The following is a 20,375-nucleotide window of genomic DNA, read 5'->3' as shown; positions in this document are numbered from 1 at the left end:
TGCAGGCGTCGTCTCGTCGTGCAGGTGGGTCAGTGCACCTCGACGCCGGCCGCGCGGGAGACGGGCACCAGGCGAGTGAGCTGGGTCACATGCCCGGGCTCCAGCTCCGCGAGCGAGGCCACGCCCAGCAGCCGCATCGTGCGCTCGATCTCGCCGCGCAGGATGGCGATCGTGCGGTCGACGCCCTGGCGACCTCCCGCCATCAGGCCGTAGAGGTAGGCGCGACCGATCAGCGTGAAGTCGGCACCCAGCGCGACGGATGCCACGATGTCGGCGCCGTTCATGATGCCGGTGTCGATCATGACCGTGAAGTCGTCGCCGACCGCCCGACGGACCTCGGGCAGGAGATGGAACGGGATCGGGGCGCGGTCGAGCTGACGGCCGCCGTGGTTCGACAGCACGATGCCGTCGACACCCGCGTCGCGCAGGCGCACGGAGTCCTCGACGTTCTGCACGCCCTTGATGACGATCTTGCCGGGCCAGATGTCGCGGATGACCGCGAGGTCGTCATAGCTGATCGTCGGGTCCATCGCCGCGTCCAGGAGCTCGCCGACGGTGCCGCCGGTCGTGCTCAGCGAAGCGAACTCGAGCTTCGGCGTGGTCAGGAAGTCGAACCACCACCAGGGCCGCGGGATGGCGTTGATGATCGTGCCGAGGGTGAGCTGCGGCGGGATGCTGAAGCCGTTGCGCTTGTCGCGGAGACGGGCGCCGGCGACCGGGGTGTCGACGGTGAACTGCAGCGTGTCGAAGCCCGCGGCGGCGGCGCGGCGGGCGAGCTCGTACGAGATCTCGCGGTCGCGCATGACGTAGAGCTGGAACCAGTTCCGACCGGGAACGGGGCCCTGCGGCTCCCGGACCGTCGCCGCCTTGACGTCTTCGATCGAGGTGGTCCCGAGGGTGGACAGCGTGAACGGGATGCCCGCAGCGGCCGCGGCGCCGGCGCCCGCGACCTCGCCCTCGGTCTGCATGAGCCGGGTGAAGCCGGTCGGCGCGATGCCGAACGGGAGCGCGGACGGGCCGCCGAGGATCTCGACGGCCGTGTCGACATCCGGCGCCGGCTTGAGGATGCCGGGGTGGAACTCCACGTCCTGGAACGCCTGGCGTGCCCGGCTCAGCGACAGCTCACCCTCGGCGGCGCCGTCGGTGTAGTCGAAGGCGGCCTTGGGCGTGCGGCGCTTGGCGATCTTCCGCAGATCGTCGATGGTGAGCGCGGCGTCGAGGCGGCGCTTGCGTCCGTCGAGCTCCGGCTTCTTGAACTTCATGAGCTCCAACAGCTCGGCGGGATTGGGGAGCTGGCGCTGGACCATGTTCTGCCTCTCAGTTCTGCGGGGTGATGGCGCGGGTGAGGCCCGCGGCGGTGTAGTAGCCGGTGATGTGAGCGCGGACGAGACGGCGCGCGGCATGGGCATCGCCCTCGTCGATCGCCGCGACGAGGGCGCGGTGCTCGGAACGCAGACGCTCGGCCATCCGATCCCAGTCATCGACGGTCGCCGCGCCCGCGAGCACGTACGACTCGATGGCGGAGCGGAGTCCCGCCATCATCGCCGCGATGACCGTGTTGCCGCTGCCCTCCGCGAGGGAGAGGTGCAGCTGCGCGTCGAGGGCGAGGAACTCGGCCGGTGTGAGGGCGCCGTCATCCATGGCGGTGAGCAGCTCGTGCGCCCGCGTGGTGTCGCGATGGACAGCCGATGCCATGGCGTCGACGACCGCATCCTCGAGCACGAGCCGCGTGCGGACGACGTCGTCGAGGGGGAAGCCCTGCGCGGCCACCTGGAGCCGGAGGAGCGCCGACATCCCGCCGGTGGGGGTGGCGATGACGATGGCGCCCGCCTGAGGGCCCGAGCCGGTCGCCGTGCGGATGAGGCCGAGCACCTCGAGCACGCGGAACGCCTCGCGGACGCTCGATCGTCCGACACCGAGGTCGCCCGCGAGGTCCCGTTCGGACGGCAGCCGGTCCCCCGGCCCGAGACGACCGTCGAGCAGATCACGCTCGATGTGCTCGAGCACGAGTCGCCATGCGCGCGCCGGCTGCTCCGTCATCCCGCCTCCTGTGGTCAGACCACAGGCTAGCGCGTGTGGTCAGACCACGCAATACGACGATGCCGCGCACGCGATCCACCCCTTTCCGTGCGTCCCGGCCCGGTGCGTACGCACGCAGAGGGGTGGGGCGACCGGAAGGGGGTGGGTCGACGGGTCAGCCGAGGCGGCCGCCAGACTCCTCCAGGTAGCAGGTGCCGCACAGCGACTCGTAGGTCGTGAGCTCGGGCGAGGCGGAGCCGTCGGCGCCCTCGTCGATCGCGACCTGGTCGCCGTCGAAGACGAAGCGGCCGCCGACCACGCGGCCGTTGAACACCGCCTTGCGCCCGCAGCGGCAGATGGTCTTGAGCTCTTCCAGGGAGTGCGCGATCGCGAGAAGACGGGCGGAGCCGGGGAACGCGTGGGTGCGGAAGTCGTTGCGGATGCCGTAAGCCATCACCGGGATCCCGTCCTCCACCGCGATGCGGAACAGGTCGTCGATCTGTGCGGGCGTCAGGAATTGCGCCTCGTCGATGAGCAGACAGGCCACGTCGACAGGCCCGGTCGGGAGGAGCTCCTCCTCCGTGGACCGCCGCATGCGCTCGCGGTGGACTGCGAAGAGCGCGCGGGCGTCGTCGTCCGGGCCGATGAGGAAGTCGACGGGTCGCGTGACCCCGAGGCGACTCTCGATCTCGCCGGCGCCCTTGGTGTCAATCGCGGGCTTGGCGAGCAGCACATGCTGGCCGCGTTCCTCGTAGTTGTACGCAGCCTGGAGCAGGGCAGTCGACTTGCCCGAGTTCATCGCGCCGTAGCGGAAGTAGAGCTTCGCCACGGTCCGAGGTCAGGCGTTGATGCCGAGGACGGCGGCGGTCGCGGTGGTCGACTCCTCCGCGAGCTCCGCGTCGCCGTTGAGCTTCCGGCCGAAGGTGGGGATGAGCTCGCGCAGCTGCGACTCCCAGCCCGGGTACTCGCCGGGGAAGCACTTCTTCAGCAGATCGAGCATGATCGGCACGGCCGTCGAGGCCCCGGGGGATGCTCCGAGGAGACCGGCGATCGAACCGTCACCCGAGGCGACCACCTCGGTGCCGAACTGCAGCACGCCACCCTTCTTCGGATCCTTCTTCATGACCTGGGCGCGCTGACCGGCGTCGATGAGCGTCCAGTCCTCGTCCTTGGCCGTCGGCATGAACGTGCGGAGGCTGTCGACCTTCTTGCGGTGGTTCTTCATCAGCTCGCTGATGAGGTACGTGATGAGGTCGGGGTTGGCGAAGGCGACGCGCAGCATCGGCCAGAGGTTGTGCGGCCGAACCTGCGTGACGATGTCGAGCATCGAGCCGTTCTTGAGGAACTTCGGGCTGAACGTCGCGAACGGCCCGAACATCAGCGACGCCTCACCGTCGACGACACGCGTGTCGAGGTGCGGGACCGACATCGGCGGCGCGCCGACCGAGGCCTGCGAGTAGACCTTCGCCTTATGCTGCGCAACGATCTTCGGGTTCGTCGTCTTGAGGAACTGGCCGCCGATCGGGAAGACGCCGTAGCCCTTGATCTCAGGGATGCCGGAATTCTGCAGGAGCTTCAGCGCCCACCCCCCGGCCCCGACGAACACGAACTTCGCCTTGATCTCGTTCGGGGTGCGGCCGACCGTCGTGCGGTACTTGATGAGCCAGGTGCCGTCCTTCTGCCGCTTGAGCGACTTGACCTCGTGGTTCGTGCGCACGGCGACGCCCGAGTCACGCAGGTGATCGAAGAGCTGGTGCGTGAGGGCGCCGAAGTCGACGTCGGTGCCGGCGGGCACCCGGGTCGCCGCGAACGGCTCGCCCTTCCGGCGCTTCTGCATGAGCAGCGGCGCCCACTGGTTGATGACGCGGGAGTCTTCGCTGTACTCGATCCCCGCAAACAGCGGCTGCTCCTTGAGCACCTCGTAACGCTTCTTGAGGTAGGCCACATCCTTCTCGCCCCGCACGAACGTCATGTGCGGCGTCGCGTTGATGAAGGTCGACGGCTCGTCCAGCACGCCCTTCTCGACGAGGGAGGACCAGAACTGGCGGCTCTGCTGGAACTGCTCGTTGATCGAGATCGCCTTGGCGGGGTCGAGCGGAGCGTCGCCCTGTTGCGGCATGTAGTTCAGCTCGCACAGCGCGGCGTGCCCGGTCCCGGCGTTGTTCCAGGGGTTCGAGCTCTCCTGCGCCACGTCCGACAGCCGCTCGAAGGCGACGATCTTCCAGTCCGGCTGCAGCTCGTGCAGCAGGGTACCCAGGGTGGCGCTCATGATGCCACCGCCGATCAGGACGACATCGACGTTTTCAGTCACTCGAACAGTCTAGTTCGCGGCCAGGACACCGCAGACCATGCAGCCTCAGGAGACCGGGGCGAGCCGCTCCGCGAGGACCTCGGCGATCTGCACCGCGTTCAGCGCCGCTCCCTTGCGGAGGTTGTCGTTGCTGATGAAGAGCACAAGACCCTTGCCCTCCGGAGCCGACTGGTCCGCGCGGATGCGACCGACGAAGCTCGGGTCCTTGCCGGCGGCCTGCAGCGGGGTCGGCACCTCGTCGAGCACGACGCCGGGCGCCGCGCTCAGCACCTCCGTGGCGCGGTCCGGAGTCAGGTCGCGGGAGAACTCCGCGTGGATCGAGAGCGAGTGACCGGTGAACACCGGCACACGGACGCAGGTGCCGGCGACGCGCAGGTCGGGCAGCTCGAGGATCTTCCGGCTCTCGTTGCGGAGCTTCTTCTCCTCGTCGGTCTCGTTGTCCCCGTCGTCGACGAGATTCCCCGCGAGCGGGATCACGTCGAAGGCGATCGGCGCGACGTACTTCTCGGGCTCGGGGAAGTCGACCGCGGAGCCGTCATGCACGAGGCGGAGGGTGTCGCCCTGCGCGAGCACGCCCTCGACCTGGCCGAGCAGTTCCTGTGCGCCGGCGAGTCCGGAGCCGGACACCGCCTGGTAGGTCGACACGATCAGACGCTCGAGTCCGGCCTCGGCGTCGAGGACCTTGAGCACCGGCATCGCCGCCATCGTGGTGCAGTTCGGGTTCGCGATGATGCCCTTGGGCCGGTCGTCGATCGCGTGCGGGTTCACCTCGCTGACGACAAGGGGGACCTCGGGATCCATGCGCCAAGCGCTCGAGTTGTCGACGACCACGGCGCCGGCCTCGGCGAAGCGGGGGGCGTAGGCGCGGCTGGCGGTGGCGCCGGCGGAGAACAGCGCGATGTCGATCCCGGACGGGTCGGCGGCCTCGACGTCCTCGACGATGACCGTCTGTCCGCCGAACTCGATCGCCGTGCCCGCGGAACGCGCCGAGGAGAACAGCCGCAGCTCGCGGATCGGGAACGAACGCTCCGCGAGAATCTCGCGCATCACAGTGCCCACCTGGCCGGTGGCGCCGACGATGGCGACGGAGAGTCCTGATTCGGAGATGCGGGTCATGATGTTCCTTGGCTTCGTGCGGTACGGCGTACGAGGCTTCGGGCGCGGCGTCGGGATGCTGAGGCTGCGCCTGGCGCCGGTGTCAGGGTTTCCGCGAGTCTATCGCGCCGCGACCACCCCGAAGCCCGCCTGTTTCACGGAGGTAGGCCACCCCGGCGAATCAGGCGAACGCGGGAGATCAGGCACGTGTGGACAGGACAGCCTGAACCCGCGCGAACGCCTGTGCTGGCGCGGCCCCTGGAGAACAGGCAGACCCGCGCGAACAGGCGAACGCGGGAGATCAGGCACGTGTGGACAGGACAGCCTGAACCCGCGCGAACGCCTGTGCTGGCGCGAGGTGAGAGTGGCCGGGGTCAGCGGCCGGTGCCGGCGTGGACCGTAGCCTCCGCGTCGCCGTCGAGACCGTAGGCGGTGTGCACGGTGCGCGCGGCTTCGGTGAGGTCGGTGTCACGGAGCACGACCGAGATGCGGATCTCCGAGGTGGAGATCATCTCGATGTTGATGCCGCCGGCGGACAGGGCCTCGAAGAGGGTCGCCGAGACACCGGAGTGCGTGCGCATCCCCGCGCCGACCACCGACAGCTTGCCGATCTGGTCGTCGTGGATGAGGTTCTGGAAGCCGACCTCGGTCTGCTCGCCGGCGAGGGCCTTGAGCGCGGCAGCGGCGTCGGCCTTGGGGACCGTGAAGGAGATGTCGGTGCGCCCGGTGGCGGAGACGTTCTGCACGATCATGTCGACGTTGGCACCGGACTTCGCGACGATCTTGAAGATCTCGGCGGCCTTGCCCGGGACGTCGGGCACCCCGGCGACGGTGATCTTGGCCTGGCTGAAGTCGGTGGCGACGCCGGCGACGATCGGTTCTTCCATGACTGCTCCCTCGGCTTCGCGAGGGTTCTTCATACCCTCGCCCAGAACGTATGTGCCCTCGGCCGACGAGAACGTCGACCGGGCGTGGATGAGGACGCCGTGCCGGCGGGCGTACTCCACGGCACGGATGTAGAGGACCTTGGCGCCGTTGGCGGCGAGCTCCAGCATCTCCTCGCTGGAGACGTGGTCGAGCTTCTGCGCCTTGGGGATCACGCGCGGGTCGGCCGTGAAGATGCCGTCCACATCGCTGTAGATCTCGCAGACGTCCGCAGACAGCGCGGCCGCCAGCGCGACGGCCGTCGTGTCCGATCCGCCACGGCCGAGCGTGGTGATGTCGCGGGTGTCGCGGTTGAAGCCCTGGAAGCCGGCGACGATGACGATCGCGCCCTCGTCGAGCGCCTCGCGGAGCCGCACGGGTGTGACGTCGACGATGCGCGCCGCCCCGTGCTGCGAGTCGGTGATCATTCCAGCCTGGCTGCCGGTGAACGACCGGGCCTCGAAGCCCATCGAGTGGATCGCCATCGCCAGCAGCGCCATCGAGATCCGCTCGCCGCTGGAGAGGAGCATATCGAGCTCGCGCGGGGCGGGGATCGGCGCGACCTCGTTCGCGAGGTCGAGCAGCTCATCGGTCGTGTCGCCCATGGCGCTCACGGCGACGACGACGTCGTGACCGGCGCGACGGGTGTCGACGATGCGCTTGGCGACGCGCTTGATGCTCTCTGCGTCGGCGACGGACGAGCCGCCGTACTTCTGCACGATGAGGGCCACGTTCACTCCCTGGGATGTCGGGCGGATCCGCCCACGGTCATTCTACGATCGGCGCGCATGCCGCCCCGCGCATGTGACGGCTCAGGCGGGGGCGGGCGGGACGGGCGTCACCGGGCGCAGCCGCCCTCCGGTGGCGGCGAACCAGCACCCGATGATGATCAGCGGGAATCCGAGGAGGAGCCCAGGGGTGAGGGGTTCGGCGAGCACGATGGCCCCGAGCACGATCGCCACGACCGGGTTCACGTAGGTGAACAGCGGCGCCCTGACCGGCCCGACCTCGCGGATCAGCGCGAAGAAGGCCAGGAAGGCCAGCGCCGTGCAGATGACGGCGAGGGCGAGCAGGGCGCCGATCGACGGGAGCGTGGGCACCTGGTGCTGGGTGAGCAGACCGATCGGGAGGTAGAAGATGCCGATCATGAGCAGCGACAGGGTGATCGTGCCGAGCGAGGGGACGTCGTTCAGCTTGCGGGCCACGATGAACGGCGCGATCGCGTACAGCACCGCGACGAGCAGCACCTCCCCCGCCGCGAGCAGGCTCACCTCTCCCCCGAAGAGCCCCGGCCCCGCCACGACGACGGCGACGCCGATGAAGCCGACCAGCAGGCCGATGCCGCGGGCGGGACGCAGCACGCCGAAGTCGCCACCACCCAGCGCGATGAGGGCGGCGAACAGCGGCACGGTGGCGACGAGGAGTCCGGTCATGCCGGAGGGCAGCGTCATCTCGGCATGCCCGAGGAGGAGGAACGGTCCGGCCATCTCCACGGCCCCGAACGCCAGCACCCACGGCCAGTGTCGCAGCGCCGCGCGGAGGGCGCCGCTGCGCAGGGCGAACGGCAGCAGGAGGAGAGCCGCGATCAGCGTCCGTCCCGCCACGATCGCGGGCGGGGAGATCGAATCCACCGCCACGCTGATGAAGAGGTAGGGCACGCCCCAGAGCAGGGCCATGACTCCGAAGAGCAGCCAGCCCCGGCGGGAGAAGCCGGACTGCGGGGTCACAGCACGCGCCGGCCCTCGAAGGCCCGGCCGAGCGTCACCTCGTCCGCGTACTCGAGGTCGCCGCCGACCGGGAGGCCCGAGGCGAGCCGCGAAACCGTGATCTGCATCGTCGTCAGGAGCCGGCTCAGGTAGCTCGCCGTCGCCTCTCCCTCCAGGTTGGGGTTTGTGGCGATGATGACCTCCTGCACGGTGCCGTCGGCGAGCCGCGTCATGAGCTGGGCGATCCGGAGGTCGTCCGGGCCGATGCCCGCGATAGGACTGATCGCGCCGCCGAGCACGTGGTACAGGCCGCGGAACTCCCGCGTGCGCTCGATCGCGGCGACGTCCTTCGCATCCTCGACCACGCAGATCAGCGCCTGGTTGCGGCGTGGGTCGCGACAGATCGCGCAGCGTTCCTGCTCCGCGACGTTGCCGCAGATCTCGCAGAAGCGGACCCGGATGCGGATCTCGGTCAGCAGCTCGGCGAGACGGGCGACGTCGAACGTCGGCGTCTGCAGGATGTGGAAAGCGATGCGCTGCGCCGACTTCGGGCCGATGCCGGGAAGGCGGCCGAACTCGTCGATCAGCTCTTGGACGATGCCGTCGTACATCAGGAGAACCTCGTGGGGGGCTCGTAGGGCTCTTCGCGAAGGAACGTCGCGCCGAGCACCTGGCGGATCACGGCCTCTCCGTAGCGCTGCACGCCGCCGGCGGCGGGGGTGCGCTCGACGACGACCGGTGCAGCGGCCGCGGGGGCCGTGCGGGCGGCCGCCTGCGAGGCCGCCGCCGGAGTCGCGCGTGGGGAGGGAGGGCGGTCGTACGGAGCCGGGGGCTCGTAGGCCGGATCGTACGGCGGCTCCTCGTCGAACGCGGGAGCGTCGTCGTCGCCGGGCAGCGGCGGCTCATCGCGATCGATCCTGCCGTCGGCCGGCGGGGTCGGCGCGGCGGAGGCGGCCTCGACCTCCTCCGGCTCCTCGTCGACGGCGAGGGGCGCTGCCGGCGCGGCGGCCGCTGTCGTCGGGATGGGTGCGACCGCCCATTCCGTCACGGGGGCCGCGGCGGCGCGGGTCTGCGGGCGGGAGGGACGCGCTGACGCAGGCTCCGATGCGGGAGCGGTGTCGGCCGGGGCGGCGGATCCCGAGGAGGCGGGCTGCCGCGGCGCACCGCCGGGCGGCATCGGGGCCGGCAGGTACTTGACCCGCACCCCGACCTCCTGCTCGATGGCCGTGCGGAGGTGGTCGGACGGTCCGGAGCCGGGCGTGGTCCCCTTGAACTTCGCGACGTCGTGCTGACTCGTGAATCCGAGGGTCAGCACCTCGGACTCGCCGTCGTAGGCCAGCGGCTGCACGGCGGTGGCGAGCAGCCAGGACGTGCGGCTGATGCCTTCGAGGCGCTTCAGCACGGCAGGCCAGGCGTCACGGACGCGGTCGAACGTGACGGGAGCGGACGGTGCGGACGACTCCGGGGCCGGAGCGGGTGCGGGTTCCGGGGAGGGCTCGGGCTCGGCGGCCGGCGCAGGACCGGAGGGGGACGGCGCAGGAGCCGAGGGGGCCGGCGCAGAAGCGGAGGGGGCCGGCGCGGACGAGGCCGATGCCGTGGGCGTCGCCGTCTCGGGCTCGGGCGCGGGCGCGACGGTCGCCAAGGGCGGTGCCGAAGTCGGCGGGATCACCGGCGGATGCGTCGTCGCCGGCGGGTGCAGCGCACCCGATGCCGAGGCGCCGGAGGGGGCCGAGCCACCGGGAGCGGCAGCGAGCACACGGGCGACCATGAGCTCGAGGTGGAGCCGCGGTGACGTGGCGCCGGACATGTCGTCGAGCGCCGCGCTGACCACGTCGGCCGTGCGGGAGAGCCGCGCGGCGCCGAAGGACTCGGCCTGGCGGCGCATCCGGTCGAGCTCGTCCTCGGCGATGCCGCGCAACACGGCGGAAGCGCCGGAGCCGACGGCGGCGATGACGATGAGGTCGCGCAGGCGCTCCAGGAGGTCGTCGACGAAGCGCCGCGGGTCCTGCCCGGTCTGCACCACGCGGTCGATGGCCGGGAAGGCGGTCGCGGCGTCGCCCGCCGCCAGCGCGTCGACGATCTCGTCGAGGAGCGCCCCGTGGGTGTACCCGAGCAGCGCCACCGCCCGCGCATAGCCGACTGTGACGGTCTCGGAGCCGGCCGGGGCATCCGATCCCGCGATCAGCTGATCCAGCAGCGACAGCGTGTCGCGGGGAGAACCGCCTCCGGCGCGGACGACGAGCGGCAGCACACCCTGCTCGACGATCACACCCTCCTCCGCGCAGAGCTTCTCGACGTAGTCGAGCATCGCGGCGGGCGGGACCAGCCGGAACGGGTAGTGATGGGTGCGCGAGCGGATCGTGCCGAGCACCTTCTCGGGCTCCGTCGTCGCGAAGATGAACTTGACGTGCGGCGGGGGCTCCTCGACCAGCTTCAGCAGCGCGTTGAAGCCCTGCGGGGTGACCATGTGCGCCTCGTCGAGGATGAAGATCTTGAAGCGGTCCCGGCTCGGGGCGAAGGTGGCCCGTTCCCGCAGGTCGCGCGCGTCGTCGACGCCGTTGTGGCTCGCGGCGTCGATCTCGACCACGTCGAGCGATCCGCCGCCGGCTCGGGAGAGCTCGACGCAGCTCGGGCACGTCCCGCAGGGGGTGTCGGTCGGCCCCTCGGCGCAGTTCAGGCACCGGGCGAGGATGCGCGCCGAGGTGGTCTTGCCGCAACCGCGCGGGCCGGAGAACAGGTAGGCGTGGCCGACGCGGTCGCCACGCAGCGCGGTCATGAGCGGATCGGTCACCTGCGACTGCCCGATCATCTCGCCGAACGTCTCGGGTCGGTAGCGGCGGTAGAGGGCTGTGGTCACCCCTCCAGCCTACGGCGTGCCACCGACGTTGCTCCCCTCCCGGTCGACCCGGCCCCTTTCACGCGAGCCACCCCTCTGTGTGCGTCCGCAACGGGGTGGGACACACGCAGAGGGGTGGGTCGGCGATCAGTCGATCGTCTCGATGACGGGGATCGCGCTCGTGATCACGGGAACCGAGGCGGAGAGCCGCGTGCCGTCGTCGCGGCGGGCGTCGGCGAACTCCTGCAGCGTCGGGCGTCCGGGGATCACGGGTCCCTGGTTCGAGAGGGGGACGATGACCTCGTCCTCCAGGGTCGCGATGTAGGCATTGTCGCGCACGCTGAACGGCACCGGAGGGCCGCTGCGCACCTGCACCCGCAGCTCGTGCCGCGTGACGGTCACCTGCATCGCCGTGCCCTGCCACTGCAGCGGGAACGACAACGACGGCCAGGACTCGGGGAGCCGCGGGTCGAAGCTGAGGTCGCCGCCGTAGTCGCGCATGCCGCCGAAGCCGCACACGAGGGCCGTCCACACGCCACCGGCCGAGGCGACGTGCACGCCGTCGGCCGCGTTGTGGTGTAGGTCGTGCAGATCGACGAACAGCGACTGCTCGAAGTACTTCTGCGCGAGGTCCTGATAGCCCACCTCGGCTGCCAGGATCGACTGCACGACCGCCGACAGGGTCGAATCGCCCGTCGTCAGCGGGTCGTAGTAGTCGAAGTCGGCCTTCTTCTCCTCGGGTGAGAAGTGGTTGCCCTGCAGGAACAGCGCCAGCACGACGTCGGCCTGCTTGAGCACCTGGAAGCGGTAGATCACGAGCGGGTGGAAATGCAGCAGCAGCGGGCGCTGGTCGGCCGGGGTGTTCGCGAGGTCCCAGACCTCCCGCTCCAGGAACAGCGAATCCTGCGGGTGGATGCCGAGGCTCTCGCTGTACGGGATGTACATCGCCTCCGCGGCCCGCTCCCAGGACTCCGCCTCACCGGAGCCGAGGCCCGTGCGCTCGACGAGGGCCGCGTAGTCCTCGGGGTAGCTGTCGCGGATCTCCCGCACGACCTTGGCCGCGTACCGGAGGTTGTATCGCGCCATGACGTTCGTGTACAGGTTGTCGTTCACGACGGTCGTGTACTCGTCCGGGCCGGTGACGCCGTGGATGTGGAACGTCTGGAGGCCGTCGCCGGCGCCGGACTGCTCGACGAGCCGCGACCCCCGCCAGAAGCCGAGGGTGGCCCAGAGCCGCGCGGTCTCGATCGCGACGTCGGCACCCTCGCGGCGCAGGAAGGCCTCGTCCCCGGTCGCCCGCACGTACTTGCCCAGCGCGAAGCTGATGTCCGCGTTGATGTGGTACTGCGCGGTGCCGGCGGCGTAGTACGCCGAGGCCTCTTCGCCGTTGATCGTGCGCCACGGGAAGAGCGCGCCCGCCTCGTTGAGCTGAGCGGCCCGGCGGCGCGCCGCGGGGAGCATCTTCACCCTTGCTCGCAGCGCGTTGTAGGCCCAGCGCGGCGTCGTGTAGGTGAGGAACGGGAGCACGTAGATCTCGGTGTCCCAGAAGTAGTGGCCGCTGTAGCCGGAGCCGGTCAGCCCCTTCGCGGGGACACCGGCGCCGTCCGCCCTGGCCGAGGCCTGAGCGAGCTGGAACAGGCACCAGCGGGTGGCCTGCTGCAGGTCGTCGCGCCCGCCGATCTGCACGTCGCTGCGCTCCCAGAACGCGTCGAGCCACTCGCGCTGGCGGCGGAAGACCGTCTCCACGCCCTCGTCCGCTGCCCGGTCGAGCGAGCGACGGCAGCGGTCCACGAGCTCCCGCGGGGGCACCCCGCGGGACGAGTGGTAGCTGACGAGCTTGGTGATCGTGATGGGGACGCCGGCCTTCGCCTGCACGCGGAAGACGTTTTTGGCGATGTCCGGCTCGATGAGCGTCCGGACGTTGTAGTCGTTCTCCGTCTCGATGATGTGGTCGGCCACGACGGCGACGGTCATCCCGGACGCGGCGACCCGGTACGACAGCGCGGAGCGCAGCCCGTCCTGCCAGTGCTCGGCCGGCTCCAGCACACGGTCCGCGATGCGTTCGGCCTTGCGCGGGTCGAAGGCGGCGCCCTTGGTCGTCATCGGGGAGCCGGCGTAGACGCCCGCCCCGTCCTGACGGTTGAGCAGCTGGCAACTGATCGTGACCGGGGCGTTGGCGTTCTCGACGACGACCTCGACCCGCAGCACCGCGAGGTGCCGCTCCTCGAAGCTCACGAGACGCTGATCCCGCATACGCACCCGCTTGCCGGAGGGGGTCTCCCAGACCACGCGCCGCTCCAGCACACCCGTGCGCATGTCGAGGGTGCGGGCGTACTCGCGCACGTCCGCGTCGTCGAGGGAGATCGGCTCGTCGTCGACGTAGAGCCGGATCACCTTGGCGTCGGGGGCGTTGACGATCGTCTGGCCGACCTCGGCGAAGCCGTAGGCCTGTTCGGCGTGCCGGATCGGCCACGTCTCGTGCAGGCCGTTGATGAAGGTGCCGTGCTCCTGCGCGCCGCGCCCCTCGATGTGGTTGCCCCGGAGCCCGAGGTAGCCGTTGCCGACCGAGAACAGCGTCTCGCCGACGCCCTCCTCCGAGTAGTGCGTCTCGATGAGACGCCACGGGTCGACGGGGAAGCGGTCGCGGTCGATCATGCGGTCTCCGGGGTGTCGGTGCGGGCGGCGGGAAGCAGGATACCGAGGTCGTCGACGACGTGGGTCGCGCCGGCGGCGCGGAGTGCATCCGCGCCGGCGCCCCGGTCGACGCCGATGACGACGGCGTAGCCGGCGGCGGCGGCGGAAGCGGCACCGGAGGTGGCGTCCTCGACGGCGATGCTGCGGGCCGGGTCGACGCCGAGGGCCGAGGCACCGGCGGCGAACATGTCGGCCGCGGGCTTGGACGCGAGGTGCTCGCGCTCGGCGACGACGCCGTCGATCACGACGCGGAAGAAGGACCGGATACCGGCGGCCGCCAGCACCTCCTCGGCGTTCTTGGAGCTGGAGACGACGCCGAGCGGGATCCCCGCGGCGTGCAGCGCCTCGACCACGGCGAGGGAGCCGGGGAACGGAGCGATGCCCTGGCTGCGGAGGGACGTCGCGAACGCGGCGTTCTTGCGGTTGCCGATCCCGCAGATGGTCTCGGCGGACGGGTCATCGTCCACGGATCCCCAGGGGACCTCGACGTTGCGGCTGCGCAGCAGGCTCGCGACGCCGTCGTAGCGCTTCTTGCCGTCGACGTAGGCGAAGTAGTCCTCGTCGGTGTACGGCGGCGTGATGTCCCAGCGGGCGAAGACGTCGTCGAAGACCGCCTTCCAGGCGCGCATGTGCACCTCGGCGGTCGGCGTGAGGACGCCGTCGAGGTCGAACAGCACACCGTCGGCGTGGAACAGGTCGGGCAGCGCGTCTGGCACAGAGCCTCCAGGAGAAGGACGAGGGTCGGGAAAGGCACCTCTCCGTGCCACTGTGCAAGCGTAATGGCGCTGGCGCGCGCGGGGTAACCCCGGACCCGGATCAGAGCAGCTCGGCGGTCTGCCTGGCGATCTGCAGCTCCTCGTCGGTAGGAACGACGAGGACGGTCACGGGCGAGGCATCGGTCGAGATGACGCGGATCCCGCGCTCCTTCGCCTCGTTGCGGGCGGGGTCGATCTCGATCCCCGCGAAGCCGAGCGTCGCCATCGCCGCCGCGCGCACCGGCGCGGCGTTCTCGCCGACACCGGCGGTGAACGACACCACGTCGACCCCGCCGAGCTGCGCGATGTAGGCGCCCGCGTAGGCCCGCAGCCGATGGACGTAGACGTCGAAGGCGAGCGTGGCCGCCTCGTCTCCGGCCGCCACCCCCGCGAGGATATCGCGCATGTCACTGCGTCCGGCCAGACCTGCCAGCCCGCTGCGGGTGTTCAGCAGCGCGTCGAGGTCGTCGATGGTGTAGCCGGCGCGGCGGGACAGGTGCACGAGAGCGGCCGGGTCAAGGTCGCCCGACCGCGTGCCCATGACGAGGCCCTCGAGCGGAGTCAGGCCCATCGAGGTCTCGACCGAGCGGCCCCCGTCGATCGCGGTGATCGAGGCGCCGTTGCCGAGGTGGAACACGAGCTGCCGGAGGGTCCCGAGGTCGCGCCCGAGGAAGCGCGCGGCGGTCTCGCTGACGTACTGGTGGCTCGTGCCGTGGAAGCCGTACCGACGGACCCGGTGCTCGGCGGCGAGCGCTGCATCGATCGCGTAGGTGTAGGCCGCCGGCGGGAGCGTCTGATGGAACGCGGTATCGAAGACCGCGACGTGCGGGACGTCGGAGAACACGGCACGCGCCGCCCGGATCCCGGCGAGGTTCGCCGGGTTGTGCAGCGGCGCGAGCACGGCCAGCTCGCCGATCTGCCGCTCGACATCGGCGTCGATCAGGGTCGGCGCGTAGAAGCGCGCACCACCGTGCACGACCCGATGCCCCACCGCGACCGGCGCATGGGCGTCGAGCGAGGGACCGTGCGCGGCGAACTGCGCGCGCATGACCTCGAAGGCCGCGGCGTGGTCGGGGATGGACTGCTCGTCGCGGTAGGTGGCGTCGAGCATCGTCGCCGACGGTCCGTCACCCGGCTCCGGGCGCACGGTGTGGGCGACGGGGCTGACATCCTGTCCGATGCGCTCGATGAGCCCGCTGGCGAGCTCGTCCTCGTGCGCAGTGTCGATGAGGCTGTACTTCAGCGAGGACGAGCCGCTGTTGATGACGAGGATCGCGCTCACGCCTCCTCCCCCGATCGCTCGTCGCCCTGGGCCTGGATCGCCGTGATGGCCACCGTGTTCACGATGTCGTCGACGAGCGCACCGCGGGACAGGTCGTTGATGGGCTTGTTGAGTCCCTGCAGCACCGGACCGATGGCCACGGCGCCGGCGGAGCGCTGCACCGCCTTGTAGGTGTTGTTGCCGGTGTTGAGGTCGGGGAAGACGAACACGGTCGCCCGCCCCGCCACCGCCGAGTCGGGCAGCTTGGCCTTGGCGACCGCCGCGTCGGCGGCGGCGTCGTACTGGATGGGGCCCTCCACGAGGAGTTCGGGAGCGCGCTCGCGCACGAGCGCCGTCGCCGCCCTGACCTTGTCGACGTCGGCCCCCGACCCGGATTCGCCGGTCGAGTACGACAGCATCGCCACGCGGGGGTCGATGCCGAACTGCCGGGCGGTGGTGGCGGACGAGATCGCGATGTCGGCGAGCTGCTCGGCCGTGGGATCCGGGATGACCGCGCAGTCGCCGTACACGAGCACGCGGTCGGCGAGGGCCATGAGGAACACGCTGGAGACGACGTTCACTCCCGGCTTTGTCTTGATGATCTCGAAGGACGGACGGATCGTGTGCGCCGTGGTGTGCGCGGCACCGGAGACCATGCCGTCGGCGAGCCCGAGGTGCACCATCATCGTCCCGAAGTAGGAGACGTCGGTGACGGTGTCGGCGGCCTGCGCGAGCGTGATCCCCTTGTGGGCGCGCAGCCGGGCGTACTCGGCGGCGAAGCGCTCCACGAGGGCCGGGTCGGTGGGACTCAGCACCTGCGCGCCGGCGAGGTCGAGGCCGAGTTCCGCCGCACGAGCGCGGATCGCACCGTCGTCGCCGAGGATGGTGAGCTCCGCCACCTCGCGGGACAGCAGCGCCGCCGCCGCCCGGAGGATGCGGTCGTCGTCGCCCTCGGGGAGGACGATGTGGCGACGGTCGGAGCGCGCGCGTTCCATCAGGCCGTACTGGAACATGAGCGGCGTGACGACGTGCGACTCGGCGAGCCCGAGCTGCTCGGTGAGCTCGGCCACGTCGACATGCGCTTGGAAGAGTCCGAGCGCCCGGTCGTAGCGACCGCGCGAGTCGGCGGAGATGCGGCCGCGGGTGCCCATCACCCGTACCGCCGTGTCGTAGGTGCCGAGGTCGGTGGTGACGATCGGCACCGAGGAGGCGAAGCCGTCGAGCAGCTGGAGGATCGGGTCCGGCAGGGGGAACGGCCCGTTGAGGATGATGCCGGCGATCCGCGGGAACGTGCCGGAGGAGTCGGCGAGGAGGGCGGCGAGCAGCACCTCGGTGCGGTCAGCGGGAATCACGACGACGGCCTCGTCGGTGAGGCGAGGCAGGACGTTCACCATCGACATGCCGGCCACGACGATCGACAGCGCGACCGCGGTCAGGCGATCCTCGTCGCCCTTGAGGAGCGTCCCGTCGACCGCGGAGACGATGCCGCGGATGGACGGCGCGACGAGCGCGCGATCCTCGGGGAGCGCCCAGACCGGGGTACCGGTGGGGACGACGGCCCGCACCGCGTCGACGATGGCATCGAGCGCGTCGGGGTCGGCCCTGTTCACGGCCACCGCGAACAGCTCCGCGCGCTCCTCGGCGAGTTCCGGCAGCGCCAGGGCGGCGATCTGGCCGACGGCGGCGGGCACCCGGGCGGTCGTGGTGCCGAGCTGCTCGGCCTGCCGCTGCTGGTCCCGTCCGCTCAGCACGAGCAGGACGGGGGCGCCGAGGTTCGCCGCGATCCGGGCGTTGAAGCCGAGCTCGGCGGGGCTCGCGACGTCCGTGTAGTCGCTGCCGACGATCACGACGGCGTCGCACTGCGCCTCGACGGCCTTGAAGCGCGCGACGATGGTCGACAGCGCGCCCTCCGGATCGGCGCGCACATCGTCGTAGGTGACCCCGATGCAGTCCTCGTAGTCGAGCTGGACGCCGTCGTGGGCGAGCAGCAGCTCGAGGATCTCGTCCCGCTCGGCGACCGCCCGGGCGATCGGGCGGAAGACGCCGACGCGCGGCGACACGCGCATCAGCGCGTCGAGCACCCCGAGGGCGATCGTCGACTTCCCGGTGTGGCCTTCGGCCGAGGTGATGTAGATGCTCCGCGACACGGCTCCAGCTTAGGCGGGCACCCGGACACCGCACCCGGCCGCTGCCGTGACAAACGTGTGCGTCACTCGCACGGGCCGGACAGCACGTCGACGACGGCCGTCGCATCCTCCTGGTACCGCGTGTAGTAGTCCCGATCGGTGTTCACCTGCACCCGGTGGATCGCGTGCGACGGCGCCATCGACCGCCAATCGGGGATCCGCCCGAGGCGCTCGAAGAACAGACGGGCCGCGGTGGCGGGATCCATCCGCTGCTCCGCGCTGCCCCACCAGTCCTGCTGCTGGAAGAGGCCGATGCTCGTCGTGCGCGATCCATCCGGATTGGTCCAGCCGCGCGTCTCCCAGTCCCCGTAGGCGATGTTGCGCAGGCTGCTCTCCCCCATCGCGGTCATGACGCCGAGGATCTGGCCGTCCCGCGCGAACCCGAGCTCGTCGGCGGTGCGGATGATGGTCGCGGCGTTCTCGAGCTGTTCGCCGCTCCATCCGGCGACGCCCGCCTGGGGGAAGGTCGACGGGCGGTCGAGGCAGACCGGCGCCGGATCCCTCGCCAGCCCCAGGGGGATGAGCACGAACAGCACCGCCACAGCGGCCACCACCGCGGCCGACACGGCGACGCGCTGCAGGATCCGCTTCCGCCGGGCACGCCGGGCGGCCCGACGGCGAGCCTCGCGGCGCCGTCGGTTGGTGGCCTCGCGCGAAGCGGCGGGCCGCCGGGTCGATGTGGTCCGCGTCCCCGCCGTCCCCCTCGTGCGCGGGGCCGTCATCGTCCGACGGCGCGGCGCCGGTCGGGACGCCGTCCGGCGAGCGCGGCCGCACCGCCCCCGATCGCGCCGAAGAGATGGCCCTGCCAGGACACGCCGTCCGCGACGCCGAACACCCCGGCCAGCATGGTGCCGCCGTACAGGCCGATCACGACGACGGCGATCACCGCGTAGAGGATGCGGTGCGACACGCGGCCGGGAGCGAACACCCGCATCACCACGTAGCCGAAGTACCCGAACACGAGTCCGGAAGCGCCGACCGTCAGCGTGCCGGGGGCGTTCACGAGCCAGGTACCCAGCCCGCCGACGACCGCGACGATCACGGTGACCGCCCAGAACCGCCGCGTGCCCTCGACCGCGACCAGGCAGCCGAGCACGAGGAACGGCACGGAGTTCGCGATCAGATGCGCCCAGCTCGCGTGCAGCAGCGGGGCGAAGACGATGCCCAGCAGTCCCGCGGGGTCCCACGAACGGATGCCGAGGCCGCTGAAGGAGCCCGGCAGCACGGCGTCCGCGAACTGCACCGCCCACATGGCCGCGAGCAGCAGCACGGGCGACGCGAATCGCCGCAGCGGATGCTCGGGCCTGGCCGACGGAGGAACGGTCACCGCTCGATTCTCGCAGGAGCACCCTGGCGCCGGCTGGACGCAGGGAAAAGAAAAGACCCTCCGCGCACCCAGCAGAGCCCGGTTACCCTTGCTGCGTTTCCGCCCTGGGGGAATTGGCCTGGATGCCGCCACGCGGAGAGCCGTCGTCCACTCTACCCGACGCCGACGGGACCCGACGACCGCAGCCCGGCATGGTCCCGCAGGGTGTGCGGAGCGTACGATCGATGCACGCGCATCGTTGCGCCGGACGAGAGGGAATGCATGCCAGAGAACGCCCCCCTGAGCCCGGTCGCGATCGACGCCGACGGATTCGCCGCCCAGACCGCGGCCATCCTCGGCTCGATCAGCCAGGTGATCGACGGGAAGCCCGAGGCCGTGCGCAGCGCCCTCGTCTGCCTGCTCGCCGAAGGCCATCTGCTCATCGAGGACGTGCCCGGCGTCGGGAAGACGATGCTGGCCCGCGCCCTCGCCGCGACCGTCGACGCCACCGTCCGCCGCATCCAGTTCACCCCTGACCTCCTGCCCGGCGACGTCACGGGGGTCTCGGTCTACAACCCCGTCGATCGCGAGTTCGAGTTCAAGCGCGGCGCCGTCTTCGCCCACATCGTCATCGCCGACGAGATCAACCGTTCCTCCCCCAAGACCCAGTCCGCACTCCTGGAGGCCATGGAGGAGGGGCAGGTCACGGTCGACGGCTCCACGCATCGGCTGCCCGACCCGTTCCTCGTCGTCGCCACGCAGAACCCGCTGGAGATGGAGGGCACCTACGCGCTTCCGGAGGCGCAGCGCGACCGGTTCATGATGCGCATCTCGATGGGCTACCCCGACCCCGCGGCCGAGGCCCTCATGCTCCGGCAACGCGATGTCGTGAACCCGCTGGCGACCGTGACCCCGGTCGCGGACGCCGCCGCGATCTCGCAGCTCATCGCCTGGGCCCGGGCCGTGCATGTGGCTCCCGCGCTCGAGGAATACGCCGTCGCCCTCGCCCAGGCGACGCGGAACGACCCCAGCCTGCACCTCGGCGCCAGCCCGCGGGCCACGTTGCAGCTCGTCCGCGCCGCGAAGGTCTGGGCCGCCCTGGACGGGCGCGACTACGTCATCCCGGACGACATCACCGATCTGCTGATCCCGGTGTTCGCCCACCGCCTGCTCCCGGCCCGCGGGGCCCACCGTGCGGGCGCGCAGCCGGTCGAGGCGGCGCTCACCCAGATCGCGGAGCGCGTCCGCGTCCCCGTCGCGACCCGTTCCTGAGCACGAGATC

At 70.9% G+C, this 20,375-nt stretch carries 16 protein-coding genes and 1 other RNA gene; 1 reads left to right on the top strand and 16 read right to left on the bottom strand.

Annotation, left to right across the window (positions count from 1 at the left end; genetic code table 11):
* Nucleotides 1-29 precede the first annotated feature (29 nt).
* The 16 genes from B2W79_RS07555 to ffs form a co-directional block, all read right to left on the bottom strand.
* The gene (locus B2W79_RS07555; RefSeq protein ID WP_071328877.1) at nt 30-1,307 is read right to left on the bottom strand and encodes an alpha-hydroxy acid oxidase; all 1,278 of its coding nucleotides are present in this window, start codon (nt 1,305-1,307) and stop codon (nt 30-32) included.
* A gap of 10 nt (nt 1,308-1,317) precedes the next feature.
* The gene (locus B2W79_RS07550) at nt 1,318-2,040 is read right to left on the bottom strand and encodes a FadR/GntR family transcriptional regulator (RefSeq protein ID WP_071328878.1); all 723 of its coding nucleotides are present in this window, start codon (nt 2,038-2,040) and stop codon (nt 1,318-1,320) included.
* A 154-nt stretch (nt 2,041-2,194) separates the two neighbouring features.
* Nucleotides 2,195-2,848, bottom strand: coding sequence for a thymidine kinase (locus B2W79_RS07545; RefSeq protein WP_292788307.1), 654 nt, complete (start codon nt 2,846-2,848; stop codon nt 2,195-2,197).
* 9 nt (nt 2,849-2,857) lie between these two features.
* Nucleotides 2,858-4,330 carry a malate:quinone oxidoreductase gene (locus tag B2W79_RS07540; RefSeq protein ID WP_292788305.1) on the bottom strand — a complete coding sequence of 491 codons (1,473 nt, stop codon included), beginning with the start codon at nt 4,328-4,330 and terminating at the stop codon, nt 2,858-2,860.
* A gap of 45 nt (nt 4,331-4,375) precedes the next feature.
* Nucleotides 4,376-5,446 carry an aspartate-semialdehyde dehydrogenase gene (locus B2W79_RS07535; RefSeq protein WP_292788303.1) on the bottom strand — a complete coding sequence of 357 codons (1,071 nt, stop codon included), beginning with the start codon at nt 5,444-5,446 and terminating at the stop codon, nt 4,376-4,378.
* Between the two features lie 353 nt (nt 5,447-5,799).
* Entirely contained in the window at nt 5,800-7,080 is a 1,281-nt protein-coding gene (locus B2W79_RS07530; protein ID WP_025104257.1) for an aspartate kinase, read from the bottom strand.
* Between the two features lie 81 nt (nt 7,081-7,161).
* Entirely contained in the window at nt 7,162-8,076 is a 915-nt protein-coding gene (locus B2W79_RS07525) for a DMT family transporter (RefSeq protein WP_292788301.1), read from the bottom strand.
* Nucleotides 8,073-8,666 (bottom strand): recombination mediator RecR, encoded by a 594-nt coding sequence (recR, locus tag B2W79_RS07520; RefSeq protein WP_025104255.1) that lies wholly within the window; start codon nt 8,664-8,666, stop codon nt 8,073-8,075. The genes B2W79_RS07525 and recR overlap by 4 nt, the downstream gene beginning before the upstream one ends.
* Entirely contained in the window at nt 8,666-10,912 is a 2,247-nt protein-coding gene (locus B2W79_RS07515) for a DNA polymerase III subunit gamma and tau (protein WP_292788298.1), read from the bottom strand. Before B2W79_RS07515 ends, recR begins: the two co-directional genes overlap by 1 nt.
* A 126-nt stretch (nt 10,913-11,038) precedes the next feature.
* A complete protein-coding gene (locus B2W79_RS07510) occupies nt 11,039-13,546 on the bottom strand; it encodes a glycoside hydrolase family 65 protein (RefSeq protein ID WP_292788296.1) in 2,508 nt (835 codons plus the stop codon).
* Nucleotides 13,543-14,301: a beta-phosphoglucomutase family hydrolase gene (locus B2W79_RS07505; protein WP_292788294.1), complete on the bottom strand. Its 759-nt coding sequence runs from the start codon at nt 14,299-14,301 to the stop codon at nt 13,543-13,545. Before B2W79_RS07505 ends, B2W79_RS07510 begins: the two co-directional genes overlap by 4 nt.
* A 100-nt stretch (nt 14,302-14,401) precedes the next feature.
* Nucleotides 14,402-15,622: an acetate/propionate family kinase gene (locus B2W79_RS07500; RefSeq protein WP_292788292.1), complete on the bottom strand. Its 1,221-nt coding sequence runs from the start codon at nt 15,620-15,622 to the stop codon at nt 14,402-14,404.
* Complete coding sequence (gene pta / locus B2W79_RS07495) at nt 15,619-17,748, bottom strand: phosphate acetyltransferase (protein WP_292788290.1); 2,130 nt, start codon at nt 17,746-17,748, stop codon at nt 15,619-15,621. The genes B2W79_RS07500 and pta overlap by 4 nt, the downstream gene beginning before the upstream one ends.
* Before the next feature lie 62 nt (nt 17,749-17,810).
* Nucleotides 17,811-18,509, bottom strand: a complete 699-nt coding sequence (locus B2W79_RS07490) for a hypothetical protein (RefSeq protein WP_071328888.1) — start codon at nt 18,507-18,509, stop codon at nt 17,811-17,813.
* Nucleotides 18,506-19,114, bottom strand: a complete 609-nt coding sequence (locus B2W79_RS07485; RefSeq protein WP_292788288.1) for a rhomboid family intramembrane serine protease — start codon at nt 19,112-19,114, stop codon at nt 18,506-18,508. Before B2W79_RS07485 ends, B2W79_RS07490 begins: the two co-directional genes overlap by 4 nt.
* Nucleotides 19,115-19,162: 48 nt before the next feature.
* Nucleotides 19,163-19,259, bottom strand: an RNA gene (ffs, locus tag B2W79_RS07480) — signal recognition particle sRNA small type.
* A gap of 116 nt (nt 19,260-19,375) precedes the next feature.
* On the opposite strand from ffs, the gene B2W79_RS07475 reads away from it, so the two are divergent.
* Nucleotides 19,376-20,365 (top strand): AAA family ATPase, encoded by a 990-nt coding sequence (locus B2W79_RS07475; RefSeq protein WP_292788286.1) that lies wholly within the window; start codon nt 19,376-19,378, stop codon nt 20,363-20,365.
* The last annotated feature ends 10 nt before the right edge of the window (nt 20,366-20,375 follow it).

Origin of the sequence: Microbacterium sp. UBA7513 (assembly GCF_002478345.1) — a bacterium.
Classification (GTDB): domain Bacteria; phylum Actinomycetota; class Actinomycetes; order Actinomycetales; family Microbacteriaceae; genus Microbacterium.
The sequence above is the reverse complement of the archived record's forward strand: the minus strand, read 5'-3'. Positions and strand labels throughout refer to the sequence as shown.